Below are 18,138 nucleotides of genomic sequence, written 5' to 3' on the forward strand. Positions count from 1 at the left end.
ACAATAAACACAAGTATTGAGAATAATTATGGCATTTCAACTGGGTGATGATGACGTTCAAGGTATGAATGAGATGAACCTCATTCCGCTTATCGATATCATGCTGGTATTGATGATTATCTTTTTATTGACAGCGACCGTGCTGAATCCGACGGTTCCTTTAGATTTGCCAAAGACCAGTGCTGAGGTCAATCAAACGCCGCCAGAAGCCATTCAAATCAGTATTGATAAAGACGCGGGGATATTTTGGGACAGCGATCCCATCAGCATGGAAGCGCTAGAGGCGCGTTTGCAGGAGCAAGGCGCAACCGGCAAAGATCCTTCAGTACAACTGCGCGCCGATAAAGAAGGTAAGTATGATACGGTCGCTCAGGTCTTGGCGGCTGCCAGTCAAGCAGGACTTACCAAGATTGCCTTTGTCAATGAATAATAGCAGCGATAAACGGTAGTAAGTAGTAATAAGCAGCGAAATGCAACGTCCGTTACAGCAAAAAATTGTCGATATAAATCAACAAGCCAATGAATAGCACGAGCGCCATAACAATAATAAGAACGATCAAAATAATAAGCTTCTCTCCGACCTCAGTGACGACTTAAACCTCAAATTAAGTCATCACTGAGGTTTTCTTTTTACCAGCCATAGCCAAATGGACGGTAGCCAAAGCCCAGATGTCCGTAACCAAACGGATAAGGCGAGCGCAAGTAATCCAGATCGCGCTGACGGATATAGTAGTAGCGTCCTTGAGAGTAAGCTTCTTCTAATTTCTCAATACCTTCTAATGGACAGACTGGCTGCCAGTCATAGCCTTCGCGACCGAGCTTATAAGCGTTCAGCTCGGTACAGTAGTTTTTGAGACCTTGCTGTCGTCCTTGCTCCCACTGTATGCGGTTAGGACTGGCGCCTCCGACACTGGCGCAGCTGTTGGTATAGTGCCCGAAGTAAGCCCCTGAACGACCTTGTAGACCATCGGCATAACCGACTTCTTGCCAGTTACTGCTTTGACATTGCTGCGGGGTCAGGCTTTGGGTAGTGGCACAGCCTGACACTGTTAGTACGATTGCGCCAAGTAATGATAAGCTTATGCCAGTGTTGCTCAGGAGTTTACCTGTCAGCTTGCTAGCGATATAAGCGCTTGACGAGTTTGACTTAATAAGATAATTCATAATAAACCTGCGCGCGTTTAAAATTATGGTTTATCATAGCACTTTTTTACGCCGACCACTTTTTGTATCTGGTTTTTGTATGTGGCTATGCTACTGATGATTAGGCACGCTAAATGTCTGATTTAACAGTATAACTGACAAATAAAGAGTGAGCCATATAGCCAGTTTTTGAATAGTAGTTGAGTGGCAGTGCTTGATTTTTGCGGGTTCGAGCTCATTATAAGTCTTGCTATATCGTTATCTGTCATGTGAGTAGCAGCCAGTTCACGTTAACGATTTATAGGATAGTTATTTATAAAGCCGTTATTTTTACTGTTGGCGTAGACAGCGGTTATTAGCCGTGGCAGTTATATTGATATTGTTTAGCATCATTTTTATTTAGTTAAAAGGCCAGAGCATCATGGGAACATTGATTGGCGTTATCATTGTACTATTCGTCTTAGGGAGTATGATGGCGCTCAAACCGAATGGTATCGATCAGCGTTTAGACAAGCTGCGTATGACCGCACGCCGTTTGCAGCTTAATCCAAAGCTCGTTGCTTGCCCTGATTGGATCAAAGGTCGTGATAATGAATATGGCCGCGGTATGCTTGGACAGTATTGTCTGATATTAGAAGAGACCAAACTGCCGCACACACGCTATCAAGTGATCGATGGACAATGGCGACCAGATAGCAGTTTTGTTGATACCAGCGATGATGCAAAAACACTCCATATTCCAAGTGCCATTCGCTCTACGCAAAGCAGCAATAATGTGACGGTGAAAAAAACCGATTTTAGTTTGGACAAAGCACCATTAGAGCTACCAGTGAGCATTGAGCCGTTTGTTAAAGGGCTGATGACCAAGGCCAATAGCATTATCATTTATTGGGAAGACATTGCTTACGTGCGCCCAAACTCTAATCCCACGTATCATCAGCAACGGATTGAGGCAGATCTGTTAGTGCTCAAAGCCAATCTTGAGAAATGGGCGATACAAATGCAAAAAGACGCGAGAGGCTAGTAAAGCGCTTTTTTGTCTCCATTAAAGGGCGATATGCAAGTAGTTTTTCATATTCAGTTTATTTAAAGTTGACAGTTTATCGCTTAGCAGTGTAACGTCTTTATAACTATATCTTTATTTTATGGTTATAATTTGTTTTATAACCTTTTTTATCAGCAGCTACTATTACTATAAATCGCTGAGTCATGGCTAACCCCTGATCATCAGCACCCATAAATTACTCTGCTGCTGACTGTAATGTTACTTTCAATCTACTTATACTTTTAATCACTTATATTATGGTGTCGTCAAATATGGCAAAAACCACAACCAAAAAAACCGCAGCATCAGCTGCTGACAGCCCAAAGGGCAAGTCTTTGGTGATTGTAGAATCACCAGCCAAAGCAAAAACGATTAATAAATATCTTGGCGATGATTTTATCGTACGCTCGAGCATCGGCCACGTCCGTGATTTACCAGTTAGTGCAAATAAAAGCGCAAAAAAAGCAACCACGACCAAAAAAGATGACAGTCTGACCAAAGAAGAAAAAGCACAGCAAGCACTGGTGCGCCGTATGGGCGTAGATCCAGAGCATGATTGGGCGGCGGTCTATGAAGTATTGCCAAACAAAACCAAGGTCATCAAAGAGCTCAAAGCACTGGCCAAAGACGCTGACAAAATCTATCTGGCAACGGATATGGATAGAGAGGGGGAGGCGATCGCTTGGCATCTAAAAGAAGTTATCGGTGGGCCTGATAGCAAGTATCAACGTGTGGTCTTTAACGAGATTACCAAATCAGCCATCCAAAATGCCTTTAAACAACCCTCAAAGCTTGATATCGATCGCGTCAATGCTCAGCAAGCGCGCAGATTCTTGGACCGTGTCGTTGGCTTTATGGTATCGCCACTATTATGGCAAAAGATTGCTCGCGGACTATCAGCAGGCCGTGTGCAGTCAGTTGCTATGCGCTTGGTTGTTGAGCGTGAGCATGAAATTCGCGCGTTCATTCCAGAAGAATACTGGCAGATTCATGCAGATACACATGTCGCTCATGATAAAACCAAAAAAGCCTCAGATGCAGAGCAAATCGGTATCCGTCTAGAGGCGACCAAGCAGGGCGGCAAAACGCTAAAGCTTGGTAATAAAGAGCAAACCGATAAAGTGCTTGAGATACTCAAAGCAAGCGATTTTATCGTTAAAGAGCGTGAAGAGAAGCCAACCCAGTCACGTCCTAGCGCACCCTTTATCACTTCAACTTTGCAGCAAGCAGCCAGTACGCGTCTAGGGTTTTCGGTCAAAAAGACCATGATTTTGGCGCAGCGTCTGTATGAAGCGGGTCACATCACTTATATGCGTACCGATTCGACTTTTTTGTCTGGCGATGCGCTCGCGGCTGTCCGTGGTCATATTGAAGACAGCTATGGCGCAAAATACGTGCCAGAAAAGCCAAATTTTTATGGCAATAAGCAAGGTGCTCAAGAGGCGCATGAAGCGATTCGTCCTTCTAATGTCAACTTAAAGTCAACGCAAATGAAAGGCGTTGAGCGTGATGCTATTCGTTTATACGAGCTGATCTGGCGGCAGTTTGTGGCTTGTCAGATGACGCCTGCTAAGTATCTATCAGTCAATCTTTTGGTAGAGGCGGGTAATGTCGAGCTAAAAGCGCGCGGCCGTACGATGACTTTTGATGGCTATACTCGTGTTATGCCGCCGGCCAAAACTGATGATACGCTGCTCCCTGATGTCAAAAAAGGCGATAAGCTCACCCTAGATAAGCTCGATCCGAGCCAACACTTTACCAAGCCGCCACCGCGCTATACTGAGGCAAGTCTTGTCAAAGAGCTTGAGAAAAAAGGTATTGGTCGTCCCTCGACTTATGCCTCAATTATCTCGACCATTCAAGATCGTGGTTATGTGAAGCTTGAGAACAAGCGCTTGTTTGCCGAAAAAATGGGCGATATCGTCACCGATAGATTGACAGCCAGCTTCCCAGATTTGATGGATTATACCTTTACTGCTGCGCTTGAAGACAAGCTCGATCATGTCGCCGAGGGTGAGCAAGATTGGAAAGACGTGCTCGATAATTTCTATGGCGAGTTTAAGACTACTCTTGAGCATGCCAAAGGCAAAGATGGCATGCGTCCGAATGATCCGACTGATGTGCCAGATGTGCATTGCGATATTTGCGATCGTCCGATGCAGTTGCGTACAGGCTCAACAGGCGTATTCTTAGGGTGTACTGGCTATAACTTGCCGCCGAAAGAGCGCTGTAAAGGCACCAAAAATCTAATGCCAGTCGAAGCGTTTGCCAATCTAGATGATGCAGAAGGGGATGATGAAACGGCAGAAGTCAAAGATTTGATGGAGAAAAAACGCTGTCCGAAATGCGGCACCGCGATGAATGGTTATATCGTTGATGGTGGTCTCAAGCTACACATCTGCGGTAATAACCCTGATTGTGACGGTTATATTCTAGAAGAAGGTAAGTTTGAAGTACCAGGCTCAGATGCGCCAACCATCGACTGTGACAAGTGTGATGGTCAGATGGAGCTAAAGACAGGTCGCTTTGGTCCGTATTTTGCTTGTCAGAAATGCGATAACACCCGCAAGGTGCTAAAAACAGGCGAAGCAGCACCGCCGCGTATGGATCCTATTCATCTGCCAGAGCTGAAATCGACCAAACATGATGATTACTTCATCTTGCGTGAAGGGGCGGCTGGCATGTTCCTTGCGGCTTCTAAATTTCCAAAGGTGCGTGAGACTCGTGCGCCCAAGCTCGCTGAGCTACGTGAAATAAAAGATAAAATGGAAGACAAGTTCCAATATCTGTTTGAGGGACCAGATGAAGATCCAGATGGTAACCCAACTATATTACGTTGGTCACGTAAGAAAAAAGAGCAGTACATCGGCTCTGAGAAAAACGGCAAGGCCACCCGTTGGGGTGTGTACTGGCGTAAAGGCGAGTGGGTAGAAGAGTAACCACTTTTCTACCGGTCATAAAAAAACCTCTTAACCGTATACAATAGTTAAGAGGTTTTTTATGGCTAATATATATAGTATTAGTTCATCTCGATAATACCGCAAGCAACACGGTCACCTGATGCGCCTGATGGTTGGCTGGTGTAATCGTCAGCGCCAGAATGTACGATAAAGGCGCGGCGATTCACGCTATACTTACCTGCTTTATCGGCCGTGATTTTTTTGTTCACATAGTTGATAGTAGCGACGCCATCTTCATTGGCTGTCAGGTTAGGTAGGTCACCTGCATGACCATTCATATCATCGGGATTAGAATGTGGTTTGTTGTCAGGATTGAAGTGACCGCCTGCCGCTTTACCCATATCAGCACAGCTACCTGTCTCATGAATATGTAGTGCAACCGTTTGGCCCGGCTGTAGATTCATGAGCTTACCGTAGACTTGTACACCGCCATCGACAGGACGCAGGAACATCTGTCCGACTTCGTTCTTATCACCGCTCACTGCTTTGATGGTAGATTTTAGTGCTGGCTGATTGACAGGATTGCCTGTTTGCATTTGACCTTCGACCGTTTGGCAACCAGTCATGGCTAACGCTGATCCGCATAGTAGGGCACTTGCAAGCATTGTCTTATTCATTATTATCTCCAGTTATTTTATTCATTATTTAGAACGTAGTTAAAGTCACAAATATCTGTATTTATTGTTCTGTTAGAGCGCGTATCGATATTCGTTAACATCATCGTCAGTATAGCCAAGCAAACCCTATAGTTATTCATTAAATGCGCAACAATCGGTTAATAAATGTAAGTAACGTATGGGTTTGAAAAAGCAGATGGCAAAAAAATTAATGACATCAAATGAACGACAGAATGCATAGATTACATAAAAACACGAATTGGTAATGACCAAGGTGTTAGTAAACTAATGATCAATAAGCATAAAAAAGCCGCCCATCATAGTGATGAGCGGCTTTTATGTTTTAAGCATTGACTAACGAATACTCAATTAGTTGTGTAGCGCTTTGCCTGCCGTTTTATCAACCGTTACTTTTGCAGGCTTGAGCGGTTTTGGCATATCTACCAAAGCAACCTTTAAAATCTCTTCAATCGTTGCAACTGGCTGAATGGTCAAGCCTTCTTTGACATTATCAGGGATATCGGCCAAATCACGCTCATTACTTTCTGGAATCAAGACATGCTTGATGCCGCCGCGATGCGCTGCCAGTAGCTTCTCTTTGAGACCACCGATACGTAGGATTTTGCCGCGCAAGGTGATCTCACCTGTCATGGCGATATCTGGACGAATGGCAATACCTGTCAAGGCAGAGACCAGTGCAGTCGTCAATGCACCACCAGCAGAAGGACCGTCTTTTGGCGTGGCGCCTTCTGGCATGTGCACATGGATATCTGTGGTTTTGACTGTCTCATAGTCAATGCCAAGACTGTCACCGCGAGCACGCACCACACTCATCGCCGCACGAATCGACTCCTTCATCACATCGCCAAGTGAGCCGGTGAAGCTAAGCTCACCTTTACCTTTCATAGCGACCGCTTCAATAGTAAGCAGCTCGCCGCCCACTTGTGTCCACGCAAGACCAGTGATACGTCCAATCTCAGGCTCTTCTTCCGCCAGACCGTAGTCGTACTGATGTACACCTAGATAGTCATCGATGTTCTTGTCATCGACGGTCACTAGCTGACGTTCCGCTTTTTTCGGAGCGCGCGCGCCATGAGTTTCAACCGAACCGCGTACTACTTTGCGGCAGATTTTATTGACTTCACGCTCAAGGTTACGCACACCCGCTTCACGCGTATAGCTTCGTACGATACTGTGTAGGGCCGCTTCAACGATTTCAATTTCACCTTCTTTAAGGCCGTTATTCTTGATCGCTTTTGGCACGAGGTATTTCTGTGCGATATTGACCTTTTCTTCTTCGGTATAACCCGGCAGACGAATGACTTCCATACGGTCAAGTAGCGCAGGTGGAATATCCATGCTGTTAGCCGTACAGATGAACATCACTTGCGACAAATCTAAGTCCATATCTAAATAATGGTCGTTAAAGGTGTCGTTCTGTGATGGATCCAATACTTCAAGCAATGCTGATGCTGGATCACCGCGGAAGTCTTGCGCCATCTTATCGATTTCATCCAATAAGAACAGCGGGTTTTTGACTTCTACTTTGGCCAGTGACTGAACGATTTTACCTGGCATCGCACCGATATAAGTACGGCGATGCCCACGAATTTCCGCTTCATCACGTACGCCACCCAGTGCCATACGGACAAATTTACGACCTGTGGCACGGGCAATCGACTCACCTAATGAAGTTTTACCCACACCTGGAGGGCCAACGAGACAAAGAATCGGGCCACGAAGTTTTTTCACGCGAGATTGTACGGCGAGATATTCTAAGATGCGGTCTTTCACATCTTGCAAGCCATAATGATCTTCGTCCAGCACCGTTTTTGCCTTATCTAAATTGATTGAGACTTTGGTCGTCGCATTCCACGGCGTATCCAAAATCCACTCAATGTAGTTGCGTACCACTGACGATTCGCTTGATGCAGGTGGCATCATTTTGAGCTTTTTAAACTCTTGCTCTGCTTTTTTGCGCACATCATCTGGCAAGTCAGCATCTTCTAGACGCTGCTCTAGCTCAGCGACATCATCTTCGCCATCAAACGCGCCATCATTGAGATCTGATAGCTCGTTTTTGATCGCTTTCATCTTTTCGTTTAAGAAGTATTCGCGCTGATTGTCTTCCATCTGCTGACGGACCGCATCTTGAATATCTTGCTCGATATTTTGCTCAGCACTTTGCTTGACCAGATATTCCGTCAAGGTGTTGATATGCGTTTTGATATCATTTTCTTCTAAGAACGACTGTTTAACATCCAAATCCATCGAGACGCGAGTTGAGATAAAGTACACAAGCTCAAGCAAATCATCGATACGTTTGGCCACGCGGGTCAGCTCACGGGCATTACGCAGACGAGCATCAGCATAGCCTTCAAACAGGGTGGTCAACGCCTGAATAGTGTTTTTCTTCTGGCTCTCATCCATGCTGACATCAAGATCAGCACGCTCAAATCTCGCCATCAATAAGTCGTCATGACTTTCGATATTGTCGACACGGGCGCGATATTGACCTTCGATGAGTACTTTGATGCAGTTCTCATCGCTGTCATGCGGCATGGTGCTGACGATGCGGCACACCGTACCGTATTGATACAAGTTGTCTTGATCAATGTCTTCGGTCAATGAGTCTTTTTGGGCGACGACCAGTACTTTGTTGCCATACTCAGCTTGTGCCAGCTCAACGGCTTTGACCGATGGCGCGCGTCCCACAAACAAGGCAATCTGCATGTGCGGGTAGACAACCACATCTCGCAATGCCAAGAGTGGCAAGTAGTTTTCAGGTTGGTTGTCGTTTACATCTTTATTATTAGAGTCAGTGTTATCAAGACCAGTGTCTGTCTCATTGGTTGACGCCGCTTTTTGTGCTGCATTCGACAAGGTCTCTGCCTCATTGTTGTCTGTAGCAGTGGATGAAACGTCGACATCAATGTCGATATTGTCTTGGGTAATTTTATGTTCACTCATATATTTTTCCTCTTTCCCCGGACTTGTAAAGTCAAGTTCGTGGTTCATGTCTAGATAAATGGTGTCCACAGATAAAATTGCAAGTCTCATTGGCAAAGATGCACAGTTATCTTTGTTAAATAGTGCGACAAACGCCGACGTTTCAATGCGGTTATTGGATTAAAAAGTTGGATTAAAAATGCTGTGTCTGGATTAAATAAGTAAAATCTCACCATTAGATAGCGAGAGCGTGTGTGAGATGCGGGTGTCTAATCGGTTCTATGCATGGGCTTTATACCCAAAATAAGGTAAACTGGCGCCCGTCTAAAAACAGGGGCTGTTAGGGCAGTATTTTAGACATCATAGCGATATTCATTAGTGTCAATATTCATCGGTCTCAATGAGACCAAGTTATAAAGAGCAAGGGGCAATACATGGCCATCAATGCGGTACTGCTGGCAGTTATTATTATGCTAGGACTGTCACTTTCGCGCGTGCACGTGGTGCTCAGTTTATTAATCGGGGCGCTGGCAGGTGGTCTGTTAGCGGGTCTGGGTATTACCGATACGCTCAATGCCTTCCAAGAAGGTATCCGTAATGGCGCACAGATTGCGCTATCGTATGCCTTGCTAGGGGCGTTTGCCGTGGCGATCGCGCACTCGGGATTGCCGCAGTCATTGGCAGGGGCGGTGATTAGACGCATTGATGCTGCGGGCACGAGTGGCATGATTAAATATATGCTGTTTGCAGGCCTCATTACCATGAGCTGCTTTAGCCAAAACCTAATCCCCATTCATATTGCCTTTATTCCACTGCTGGTACCGCCACTGCTTTTGGCGTTCAACCGTATGCAGATTGATAGACGCCTGATTGCCTGTCTGATTACCTTTGGACTGGTCACCACCTATATGTTTATACCGTATGGGTTCGGCGATATTTACCTCAATCAAATTATGCTAAAAAACGTCGGTGAAGCGGGCATTGATGTTGCCAATATTTCTGTGGTGAAGGCCATGGCAATTCCTGCGCTTGGCATGCTCATTGGTCTGCTGGTCGCGGTATTTATAAGCTACCGTAAGCCGCGCGAGTATCAGCAGATTGCGATAGATCAGCAAGCGCATGATGCCGTCGTAGAAGGCGATGCATTAAGTAAAACAGCCGCTGGCGCTCAGTCGCAAAGCAAGCTAAAGACGCTGGTTGCATTGGCTGCTATCGTGACGGCTTTCGTCGTGCAGCTATACACTGATTCGCTACTCTTGGGTTCGATGTTTGGCTTTGGAGTCTTTATGGCGACAGGCGTGGTCAAGTGGCGTGATGCTGATGGCGTCTTTAATGATGGTATCAAATTGATGGCGATGATTGGCTTTATTATGATTACGGCGCAGGGTTTTGCGGAAGTCATGAAAGCCACTGAGCAGATTCAGCCACTCGTTGATGGGGCGGCGTCACTGTTCGGTGGTAATAAAGCGATGGCAGCATTTATCATGCTCTTGATTGGTTTGATTGTGACCATGGGTATCGGCTCGTCCTTCTCGACCATTCCTATTTTGGCCGCGATCTATGTACCGCTATGTATCTCTTTAGGGTTTTCGCCATTAGCAACGGTTGCTATTATCGGTACAGCTGGCGCGCTTGGTGATGCCGGTTCTCCTGCGTCAGATTCGACATTGGGGCCAACCTCTGGTCTTAATATTGATGGACAGCATGACCATATCAAAGACAGTGTGGTGCCAACCTTTATTCACTACAATATTCCGCTACTGGCATTTGGTTGGATCGCCGCGATGGTGCTGTAGTAAATGATTTGAATGATTGGGTTTGATAGGAGAGGCGAGTATAAACAATCACTATACTCGCCTTTTTTCGTTTCTATTAATTGCTCAAACTGCCTATATTTTTAACAATCTTTATCAAAATCCTCAATCTCACCGTTCAAACTGCTCAAAAACGCATCACTTTGCGCAAGTAGCTCATTTAAGCGTTCTTCATTGACTAATCGTGTCATCTCATCAGTGCTAAACGGCTGCTCTTGACTGTAATAACGTTGCTCTCTAGCGTCATCGCTACCTAACCTTTGCAAATATTCATCCACACTGTCTGCACTGGAAACAGCAGCGCTAGAGTCTTTTTCAAATTGTTCATCGTCTTTCATCAAAACCACCTTAAGCCACTTGGCGTAATTAAGCCATCTAATGGCACATCCCACGGCTGACGCGCTAATTGTTCAACCACTTGAAAGTCATAACACCAGCCAATTTTTAATGGTTTCTTGGCCCCTGAGCGATAGCTTTTGCCAAGCGTCGTATCATAAAAACCGCCACCCATGCCCATACGATTGCCGTGTTTATCTACCGCGACTAACGGACAGATGATCACATCTAATTCTGACGCCCATAATAGAGCGCGGCTATGATTTTGTTTCATGCCGAGCTGATGAATGCGAGTGGGGACATTGATTAGTTTTGAGTGGTAAACAGGTACAAAACGCAACCGTTTATCATCACTGCCATTACTAGTACGACCGAGAGAACCAACGACAGGTAAATAAGGAGAATAGCCTAAGCATATGCACCAATCCAGCAGTGGCTGAGTGGGTAGCTCACCAAATCCATCATAATATAGCCCAATACGTGCATTTTTTGATAGCCGCTGCTGTAATTTGCTCAAATGCAAGCTCGCTGCTTGCGCCATATTCCTACGCGCGCCATCACTTAACTGACGACGCTGGCGAGTGAAGTGCCGTCTGGGTGGATTACTTAGCGTAGGTTCTTGTGAGTTAAGCATTTTTGACTCAGTGGGCATGGTTTCAGAGTGCATAGGTATCTTATCCAATGATATATCAGATTGATGAGGGGCGCTTCTAGACATTCGTTTTTAGGCATTGACCAAAGTGATTTGTGAATATTCAATACGCCTTAGTCATGCTATCATAACGCCACTTTATATCGTATTCTCCTTTATGTGCAGCGGATGTTGCATTTTTTAGAGCAGTCATAAAACAACAAACCATCAAAGAGGGTAGTTATGTCGACACAGAATCAGGCAACTCGTACCGAAAAAGACACCATGGGTAACGTAGAAGTCCCAGCTGATGCCTATTGGGGCGCGCAAACACAGCGTAGCCGCGAAAACTTCAAAATCGGTGGCGAGACTTTGCCGCGTCCGATGATCGAAGCGATGGCACTGGTCAAAAAAGCCGCTGCGATTACCAATGCCAGCCTAGAGCGTATCGAAAGCGATAAGCGTGATCTTATCGTGCAAGCCGCTGACGAAATCATCAATGGTGGTCTGGTTGATCAGTTCCCATTGGTCGTATGGCAGACAGGTTCTGGCACGCAGTCAAACATGAACATGAACGAAGTGCTGGCCAACCGTGCTAACGAAATCGCGGGTTCTGAGCGTGGCAGCTACACGCCAATTCACCCAAATGACCATGTGAACCATGCACAGTCTACCAACGACAGCTTCCCAACGGCGATTCGTGTGGCAGCTGCGCGTCAGATCAACAGCTTACTTATCCCAGCGGTCAAAGCGCTACGTGATACCTTAGATAAAAAGTCCAAAGAGTTCGATAGCATCGTCAAAATCGGCCGTACGCACTTACAAGACGCCACGCCTTTGACCCTAGGCCAAGAGTTCAGCGGCTATGTAAGCCAACTTGACCACGCATTGACTCGTATCGACAACGCGCTACAAGGTCTATATGAATTGCCACTAGGCGGTACTGCGGTTGGTACTGGTCTAAACGCCCATCCTGACTATGCCGTAAAAGCAGCTGAGCAACTAGCGACTTTGACGGGCTTGCCATTTGTCACATCCCCAAATAAATTTGAAGCACTAGCGGCGCGTGATGCCGAAGTATTTGCTTCTGGCGCGCTAAAAACCCTAGCAGGTAGCCTCAATAAAATCGCTAACGACGTACGCTGGCTCGCTTCAGGTCCTCGTTGTGGTTTGGGTGAGTTGACGATTCCAGAGAACGAGCCAGGCTCTTCTATCATGCCAGGTAAAGTGAACCCAACGCAGTCAGAAGCGATGACCATGGTTGTGGCACAAGTGATGGGTAACGATACGACGATCAGCATAGCTGGCGCATCAGGTAACTTTGAGCTAAACGTGTATAAGCCTGTGATCGCATTTAACTTGTTGCAATCTATCAAGCTGCTTGGCGATGCTTGCAACAGCTTTAACGAGAACTGTGCCGTTGGTATCGAGCCAGTAAAAGACAAAATCGATGATTTCTTGCATAACTCATTGATGCTAGTGACGTCATTAAACCGTCATGTTGGTTATGAAAATGCAGCAAAAATCGCTAAGACGGCTTATAAAGAAAACAAAACGTTGAAGCAAGTGGCGGTTGAGCTAGAGCTATTAACTGAAGCACAGTTTGATGAGTGGGTCATTCCTGCTGATATGGTACATCCTAAGTAAGCTATCTAATAGTTTTTTAGAATAGTAAAAAGACCTTGTCATTTGGCAAGGTCTTTTTTATTATCAAAAAACTAAACTTAATTAGAACTTATAAAGCAAACCAAGCGTGGTCGACGCTTCAGTACGTGAGTCGACCATTGGGCTATCATATTGCTCATTGGGTACATAGCTCACGCTTTGATTGGCAAACCCTGCCCATTTATCGTTAAAGTCGTAGTTGGCACTAACGCTGACATACGGATTCAAGCTCGAGTTAGATTTATAAGCGGCAACGCCTGTCTCCGCTGACTCTTCTTCACTGACGCCATAGTAGTATTCATTGTAGGCCGCGTCATGATACTCAAAGCCGATGCTTGGATAGACCGTCAGCTTGTTTCTCGTGATCTTGGCAAGGTAAGTTAAGCGACCAGTATTACCGCCACTTTCGTCCAACACATCGGTCGCAAACTGACCACGAAACGCACCGATAGGCGTGCGACGCTGGTAGCTTATACCTGCTTCTGCAGATAGTTTACGCTCATCGAGACCTTGCAGGGCACCATTAGCATCATCAGGATCAAACGAATTCCCTGCGAGCTGCGCGTAAGCAGAGAGCTGATTGACACCATCATTGATCAAGTACGCACCCGCTTGAGCACCGCGCGCATAGATCCTATTATTGTCATAAAAAATGCCCGGTAGCACACGCACTTCAGTGCTGTCTTCGAGATCATAGGCGGATTTTACCGCCATGACATTGACCCCAACGCTCAATTCGGCGTCTTTGTCAGTCGGTAGGTTTTTATTAAGAAAAGGGATGGCACTAGACAGGCTAGACACACTGAGTAATGCCGTAGCAGTTAACGTGCTCAGCATGGCTCGCGTAGAGAAGTGAGGTTGCGCTGCAAGTTTTAACATAATTGGGTCTCGTAAGTGAGTATAAATAACGGGGTAGTAAGATCAGGTAAAAAACGAGCAAAAAGCGAATAAGAATAAATGGTCTAAATAATTCGGCTGTTATTGGTAGTTATTTAGCAATGATAGATAAATACGCGCATTTACTCAATGGCTTTTAGCACTTGTAGGATTTGCTGATGAATATCTTGCCACCACCAGACAAAGCCAATACTAATAATCAGCATCGCAAGCCATGGCAATAGTTGCCAGATTATGCTCACGTTAACAGGCTCTGGTGCAAATTTCTTGGGATCAATATAAGTGGGGTAGTTATTTATATAGCCACCACTTTGGTCGAAATCGGCAGTATCTGCGGTGTTGTTTAAGTCTACAGGGGTTTGGATATTATTATCAGCAAATATATTGGTAAGCGGCGGATTACCGCGCTGATTATCGTGTAAGCTCGTTTGATAGCTTGGCTGATGATTGCTTGCATAGTTCGCTTGGACCGCGTTTTGATAAGCTTGCTGAGCTTGCGCCATAGCTGCTTGCTGTGCCAGCTCTCGCTTACGATAAACGAGAGCAATAGGCAAGGCGATAAGCAAGCCAGTAATCGCGCCGCCGATGTGACCGGCATTATCGATACCCGGTACGGCAAAGCCATAAACCAAATTAATCGCCATGATGATGATCAAGCTCTTGAGATTGAGTACCATGCCATTGACCGATATTTTAAACAGGGCAGCGATCAGTAACGCCGCACCGATACCCATGATACCACCAGAAGCTCCCGCTGATAGGCCGGGCTGTCCTGTTCCTTCTATGATACTTTGCCATGTGACATAGTTATTGAGCAAGTTACCACCGATGGCTGCTAGTAAAAACAATGCCAAAAACTTGGCTGAGCCAAATATCGGCTCGGCAATCTGCCCAAAAAAATACATGGCAAAGCCGTTAAATAGGAGATGCATGAGACCAATGTGCAAAAACGCACTACTCACCAAGCGCCATGGATCATCCATCATCGTTAAGGGTAAGGCGTTGGCACCCCATTTAACTAACGCTTCAGTTGACGGGTTATTGGCATCGACGCCCGTGACTAGCTGCATGACAAATAGCCCGATAAAGCTGGCTAATAGCAGGGTAGTGACGGGCGCTGTTTTTAATAATTGTTGAATGGTCATAAAGGCTAACTGTCATCAAAAAGTTATAGAGACAGTATAAAGGGTATGAGCAAATTATGTTATGTATAGCCAGTTTTAAACGTTGATTGTTCTACAATCAGCCGCTCTAAAAACGACCCACTTTGAGGTTTTCATACGTGCCTTTTACCAAGATATTATCCGTGACAGTATTGATATCGGTATGACCAGAGAATGCCATAGATATATCACACTCTTTATAGATAATCTCAAGCGCGCGGCGCACCCCGTCTTCACCATACGCTCCCAATCCGTAGAGAAAAGCGCGACCGATCATCGTGCCTTTTGCGCCCAATGCGATAGCCTTTAGTACATCTTGACCAGAGCGAACGCCACTGTCTAGCCATACCTCGATATCGCTGTTTTCGGCTTGTACTGCCTGTACGATGTCTGCGAGGGCAGAGATAGAAGATAACGCGCCATCCAATTGACGACCGCCATGGTTTGAGACGACTAGGGCATCCGCGCCACTGCGAGCTGCCATAATAGCATCTTCAGGCTCCATGATACCTTTTATGATAAGTTTACCGCCCCACATGTCTTTGATACGCGCCACATCGTCCCAGCTCAGACGCGGATCGAATTGCTCAGCGGTCCACGCAGAGAGTGATGACAGATCCTCAACATTTTGTGCATGACCGACGATATTACCAAACGTGCGACGTTTGGTGCCCAGCATATTCATACACCATTGCGGCTTGGTCATGAGGTTTATGATATTGGTTAGTGTTGGCTTAGGCGGTGCGGATAGACCATTTTTGATGTCTTTGTGACGTTGTCCAAGCACTTGTAAGTCGGCGGTCAAGATAAGTGCTGAGCAATTGGCCTCTTTGGCACGGCGAATCAGATTGGCCATAAATGCTTGATCACGCATGACATAGAGCTGAAACCAAAACGGCTTACTAGTATGAGTGGCGACATCTTCGATAGAGCAGATACTCATGGTCGATAGTGAAAAGGGCACGCCGAATTTTTCAGCGGCGCGTGCGGCATGTATCTCACCATCTGCCCACATCATGCCGGTAAATCCCGTTGGGGCAATGGCTACAGGCATCTTGACTGGCTCACCGATCATACTCGTTGCCAGACTGCGGTTATCCATATCGACCAATACGCGCTGGCGCAGCTTGATACGGTCAAAGTCAGTCTCGTTATTACGATAGGTGGTCTCAGTCCACGAGCCTGAATCGACATAGTCATAGAACATACGCGGCACTTTACGCTCAGCGACACGGCGCAGATCTTCAATATCGGTCATTTTTTCTAGATTTATCATAGGATCCTCACTACAAATAATGTATAGACGGTTTGATGTTATGACGTAAGCAGTTGCTGCAAATCCATCACTGAAAACGGATAATTTAATCGCTGTGATGGAGTCAAAATCACAGGGATAGATGTGGCAAAATCCATCATAAGCGCCTCATCAAAGTCTGCAATATCGACATTTTGGTAAGTGATTGGTTGTACCGACTGAAACTGTGCAAGTATTTGCTCAGCGATATCACACAAATGACAACCAGAGGTCCCTAGTAGCCACCATTGATTGCTATTTTCAGTAGTATTGAGGTTTGAGCTTGCGGCAATAACACGCGCTCGTAATACTTCTATACTATTATTATGCATGGTGAGATCTCTGAGCTTAAAGTATGCCAAAAAATGCTGATTATTAGGCTATTTTGATAAAAAGTAAAAAATAGTTGGTTTATTATTACATCATAAAGAATTGGTGTAAATAATGACAGCGATTGTGAGATTAGGTAAGATGACCTGCTACTGGTCATTACTAATGACTGCTTGTTAATAAAAGACAATGACAGCTATTTTAGGACTATTGGTTCATAGTTGCTGTTTTTAGTTATTAGCAGATGACCTATATTATCTTATTACTTTTTTAATCACTCGGATATCGCGCATGACAAGTTTTGGCAAGTTTATCAAACGTCTGTTATTGGCTATTATGTTATTGGTTGTCGCATTCCATATTTTGGTCACCGGACTACTACTAATCTGGAAAACGCAGCCGATTAACAACAGCATGTTTATGTTGACGCATCGCCTAACGGGTGGCACGGTCACGCAGACATGGGCTGAGTACGATGCCATCGCCAAGTCTGTCAAACAAGCAGCGATCGTGAGTGAAGATTCCACGTTTAGCCAGCACAATGGCTTCGATATCGACGGTATCAAAGCGGCACAAAAGAAAAATGAAGAAACGGGCAAAATGTCCGCTGGTGGTTCAACCATCACCCAACAGCTGGCAAAAAACCTGTTTTTGACCTCGCATCGCTCTTATGTACGTAAGGCAGAAGAAGCTGTCATTACTGTCATGATAGAAACACTGTGGGACAAGGAGCGTATCTTGACCGCTTATCTCAATGTGGCAGAATTTGGTAATGGTATCTATGGTATCGATGCCGCCGCGCACCATTATTTTGATAAATCTGCGGCCAATCTGAACCGAGACGAATCAGCGCTCCTCATTGGGATGCTTACCAATCCGAAGTATTACGAAGACAATCAAGGTGACAGAGGCTTGCGCAACAAGCAACGTATTATCAAAAAACGCATGAAAAACGCCGTATTACCGCAAGCGTCTTAATCTTTTAAAAGAAGCCTTAACAACAAGAATAACGGGAAAGAATAATATAGTTAAGTCTAAATAAAAACGATACAGGATAATAAATTCATTTGATTAAACGCTATTTTTCGCAGCCTCTGGAGACATAGTCACAGCAAGCAAGAAAAATAGCGTTTAATCTTATTGTATCGATTTTATAGTGAACCGACTATAGTTAATAACCTTTAAGACGATAGTATAAAGACGACGGCGCATCGATAACGCAAAAGGAGTAGTAACGTGGTAGAGATAAATAATAATCAGAACAGCGGTGATATGAACGAGATTATCGACGTTA

General features: G+C 45.3%; 15 protein-coding genes. 6 read left to right on the top strand and 9 right to left on the bottom strand.

The genetic code is table 11. The features are described 5' to 3' along the window. Nucleotides 1–28 precede the first annotated feature (28 nt). Complete coding sequence (locus GYK50_RS03290) at nucleotides 29–430, top strand: ExbD/TolR family protein (RefSeq protein WP_071002155.1); 402 nt, start codon at nucleotides 29–31, stop codon at nucleotides 428–430. Between the two features lie 200 nt (nucleotides 431–630). Here the strand turns inward: GYK50_RS03290 and GYK50_RS03295 are convergent, their stop codons facing one another. Next, on the bottom strand, nucleotides 631–1,164 hold the full coding sequence (locus GYK50_RS03295; RefSeq protein WP_058024115.1) for a DUF2799 domain-containing protein: 534 nt from the start codon (nucleotides 1,162–1,164) through the stop codon (nucleotides 631–633). A gap of 400 nt (nucleotides 1,165–1,564) precedes the next feature. Between GYK50_RS03295 and GYK50_RS03300 the strand changes: the two genes are divergently transcribed. Both GYK50_RS03300 and topA read left to right on the top strand, forming a co-directional pair. After that, nucleotides 1,565–2,167 (top strand): hypothetical protein, encoded by a 603-nt coding sequence (locus GYK50_RS03300; protein WP_071002153.1) that lies wholly within the window; start codon nucleotides 1,565–1,567, stop codon nucleotides 2,165–2,167. A gap of 293 nt (nucleotides 2,168–2,460) precedes the next feature. Beyond that, nucleotides 2,461–5,127 (top strand): type I DNA topoisomerase, encoded by a 2,667-nt coding sequence (topA, locus tag GYK50_RS03305; protein WP_212564266.1) that lies wholly within the window; start codon nucleotides 2,461–2,463, stop codon nucleotides 5,125–5,127. A gap of 80 nt (nucleotides 5,128–5,207) precedes the next feature. Here the strand turns inward: topA and GYK50_RS03310 are convergent, their stop codons facing one another. Beyond that, entirely contained in the window at nucleotides 5,208–5,765 is a 558-nt protein-coding gene (locus GYK50_RS03310) for a superoxide dismutase family protein (RefSeq protein ID WP_212564267.1), read from the bottom strand. Nucleotides 5,766–6,134: 369 nt separating this feature from the next. Beyond that, nucleotides 6,135–8,540, bottom strand: a complete 2,406-nt coding sequence (gene lon / locus GYK50_RS03315) for an endopeptidase La (protein WP_178379264.1) — start codon at nucleotides 8,538–8,540, stop codon at nucleotides 6,135–6,137. Nucleotides 8,541–9,148: 608 nt separating this feature from the next. Here lon and GYK50_RS03320 point away from each other — a divergent pair. Then, on the top strand, nucleotides 9,149–10,510 hold the full coding sequence (locus GYK50_RS03320; protein ID WP_212564268.1) for a Na+/H+ antiporter family protein: 1,362 nt from the start codon (nucleotides 9,149–9,151) through the stop codon (nucleotides 10,508–10,510). 101 nt (nucleotides 10,511–10,611) lie between these two features. Here the strand turns inward: GYK50_RS03320 and GYK50_RS03325 are convergent, their stop codons facing one another. Together GYK50_RS03325 and GYK50_RS03330 are read right to left on the bottom strand one after the other, a co-directional pair. Continuing rightward, entirely contained in the window at nucleotides 10,612–10,866 is a 255-nt protein-coding gene (locus GYK50_RS03325) for a hypothetical protein (protein ID WP_186473894.1), read from the bottom strand. Then, nucleotides 10,866–11,531 (bottom strand): 5-formyltetrahydrofolate cyclo-ligase, encoded by a 666-nt coding sequence (locus tag GYK50_RS03330; RefSeq protein ID WP_223333231.1) that lies wholly within the window; start codon nucleotides 11,529–11,531, stop codon nucleotides 10,866–10,868. The genes GYK50_RS03325 and GYK50_RS03330 overlap by 1 nt, the downstream gene beginning before the upstream one ends. Nucleotides 11,532–11,738: 207 nt before the next feature. Between GYK50_RS03330 and fumC the strand changes: the two genes are divergently transcribed. Further along, nucleotides 11,739–13,142 (top strand): class II fumarate hydratase, encoded by a 1,404-nt coding sequence (fumC, locus tag GYK50_RS03335; RefSeq protein WP_212564269.1) that lies wholly within the window; start codon nucleotides 11,739–11,741, stop codon nucleotides 13,140–13,142. Between the two features lie 81 nt (nucleotides 13,143–13,223). Here the strand turns inward: fumC and GYK50_RS03340 are convergent, their stop codons facing one another. The 4 genes from GYK50_RS03340 to GYK50_RS03355 form a co-directional block, all read right to left on the bottom strand. Beyond that, complete coding sequence (locus tag GYK50_RS03340) at nucleotides 13,224–14,039, bottom strand: MipA/OmpV family protein (protein ID WP_212564270.1); 816 nt, start codon at nucleotides 14,037–14,039, stop codon at nucleotides 13,224–13,226. Between the two features lie 140 nt (nucleotides 14,040–14,179). Next, the gene (locus GYK50_RS03345; protein ID WP_071002142.1) at nucleotides 14,180–15,202 is read right to left on the bottom strand and encodes a rhomboid family intramembrane serine protease; all 1,023 of its coding nucleotides are present in this window, start codon (nucleotides 15,200–15,202) and stop codon (nucleotides 14,180–14,182) included. 106 nt (nucleotides 15,203–15,308) lie between these two features. Further along, complete coding sequence (locus tag GYK50_RS03350; protein ID WP_212564271.1) at nucleotides 15,309–16,496, bottom strand: alpha-hydroxy acid oxidase; 1,188 nt, start codon at nucleotides 16,494–16,496, stop codon at nucleotides 15,309–15,311. Between the two features lie 38 nt (nucleotides 16,497–16,534). Beyond that, complete coding sequence (locus tag GYK50_RS03355; protein WP_186473900.1) at nucleotides 16,535–16,846, bottom strand: glutaredoxin family protein; 312 nt, start codon at nucleotides 16,844–16,846, stop codon at nucleotides 16,535–16,537. A gap of 289 nt (nucleotides 16,847–17,135) precedes the next feature. Here GYK50_RS03355 and mtgA point away from each other — a divergent pair, with 289 nt between their 5' ends. Beyond that, nucleotides 17,136–17,822 carry a monofunctional biosynthetic peptidoglycan transglycosylase gene (gene mtgA / locus GYK50_RS03360; RefSeq protein WP_186473901.1) on the top strand — a complete coding sequence of 229 codons (687 nt, stop codon included), beginning with the start codon at nucleotides 17,136–17,138 and terminating at the stop codon, nucleotides 17,820–17,822. The last annotated feature ends 316 nt before the right edge of the window (nucleotides 17,823–18,138 follow it).

Source organism: Psychrobacter pacificensis (assembly GCF_018336615.1).
Lineage (GTDB): Bacteria > Pseudomonadota > Gammaproteobacteria > Pseudomonadales > Moraxellaceae > Psychrobacter > Psychrobacter pacificensis.

What these genes read in the sequence shown, in the direction of transcription:
- GYK50_RS03290 (WP_071002155.1), top strand. Translation starts at nt 29, where the DNA reads ATGGCATTTCAACTGGGTGATGATGACGTTCAAGGTATGAATGAGATG.
- GYK50_RS03295 (WP_058024115.1), bottom strand. Translation starts at nt 1,164, where the DNA reads ATGAATTATCTTATTAAGTCAAACTCGTCAAGCGCTTATATCGCTAGC.
- GYK50_RS03300 (WP_071002153.1), top strand. Translation starts at nt 1,565, where the DNA reads ATGGGAACATTGATTGGCGTTATCATTGTACTATTCGTCTTAGGGAGT.
- topA (WP_212564266.1), top strand. Translation starts at nt 2,461, where the DNA reads ATGGCAAAAACCACAACCAAAAAAACCGCAGCATCAGCTGCTGACAGC.
- GYK50_RS03310 (WP_212564267.1), bottom strand. Translation starts at nt 5,765, where the DNA reads ATGAATAAGACAATGCTTGCAAGTGCCCTACTATGCGGATCAGCGTTA.
- GYK50_RS03320 (WP_212564268.1), top strand. Translation starts at nt 9,149, where the DNA reads ATGGCCATCAATGCGGTACTGCTGGCAGTTATTATTATGCTAGGACTG.
- GYK50_RS03325 (WP_186473894.1), bottom strand. Translation starts at nt 10,866, where the DNA reads ATGAAAGACGATGAACAATTTGAAAAAGACTCTAGCGCTGCTGTTTCC.
- GYK50_RS03330 (WP_223333231.1), bottom strand. Translation starts at nt 11,531, where the DNA reads ATGCACTCTGAAACCATGCCCACTGAGTCAAAAATGCTTAACTCACAA.
- fumC (WP_212564269.1), top strand. Translation starts at nt 11,739, where the DNA reads ATGTCGACACAGAATCAGGCAACTCGTACCGAAAAAGACACCATGGGT.
- GYK50_RS03340 (WP_212564270.1), bottom strand. Translation starts at nt 14,039, where the DNA reads ATGTTAAAACTTGCAGCGCAACCTCACTTCTCTACGCGAGCCATGCTG.
- GYK50_RS03345 (WP_071002142.1), bottom strand. Translation starts at nt 15,202, where the DNA reads ATGACCATTCAACAATTATTAAAAACAGCGCCCGTCACTACCCTGCTA.
- GYK50_RS03350 (WP_212564271.1), bottom strand. Translation starts at nt 16,496, where the DNA reads ATGATAAATCTAGAAAAAATGACCGATATTGAAGATCTGCGCCGTGTC.
- GYK50_RS03355 (WP_186473900.1), bottom strand. Translation starts at nt 16,846, where the DNA reads ATGCATAATAATAGTATAGAAGTATTACGAGCGCGTGTTATTGCCGCA.
- mtgA (WP_186473901.1), top strand. Translation starts at nt 17,136, where the DNA reads ATGACAAGTTTTGGCAAGTTTATCAAACGTCTGTTATTGGCTATTATG.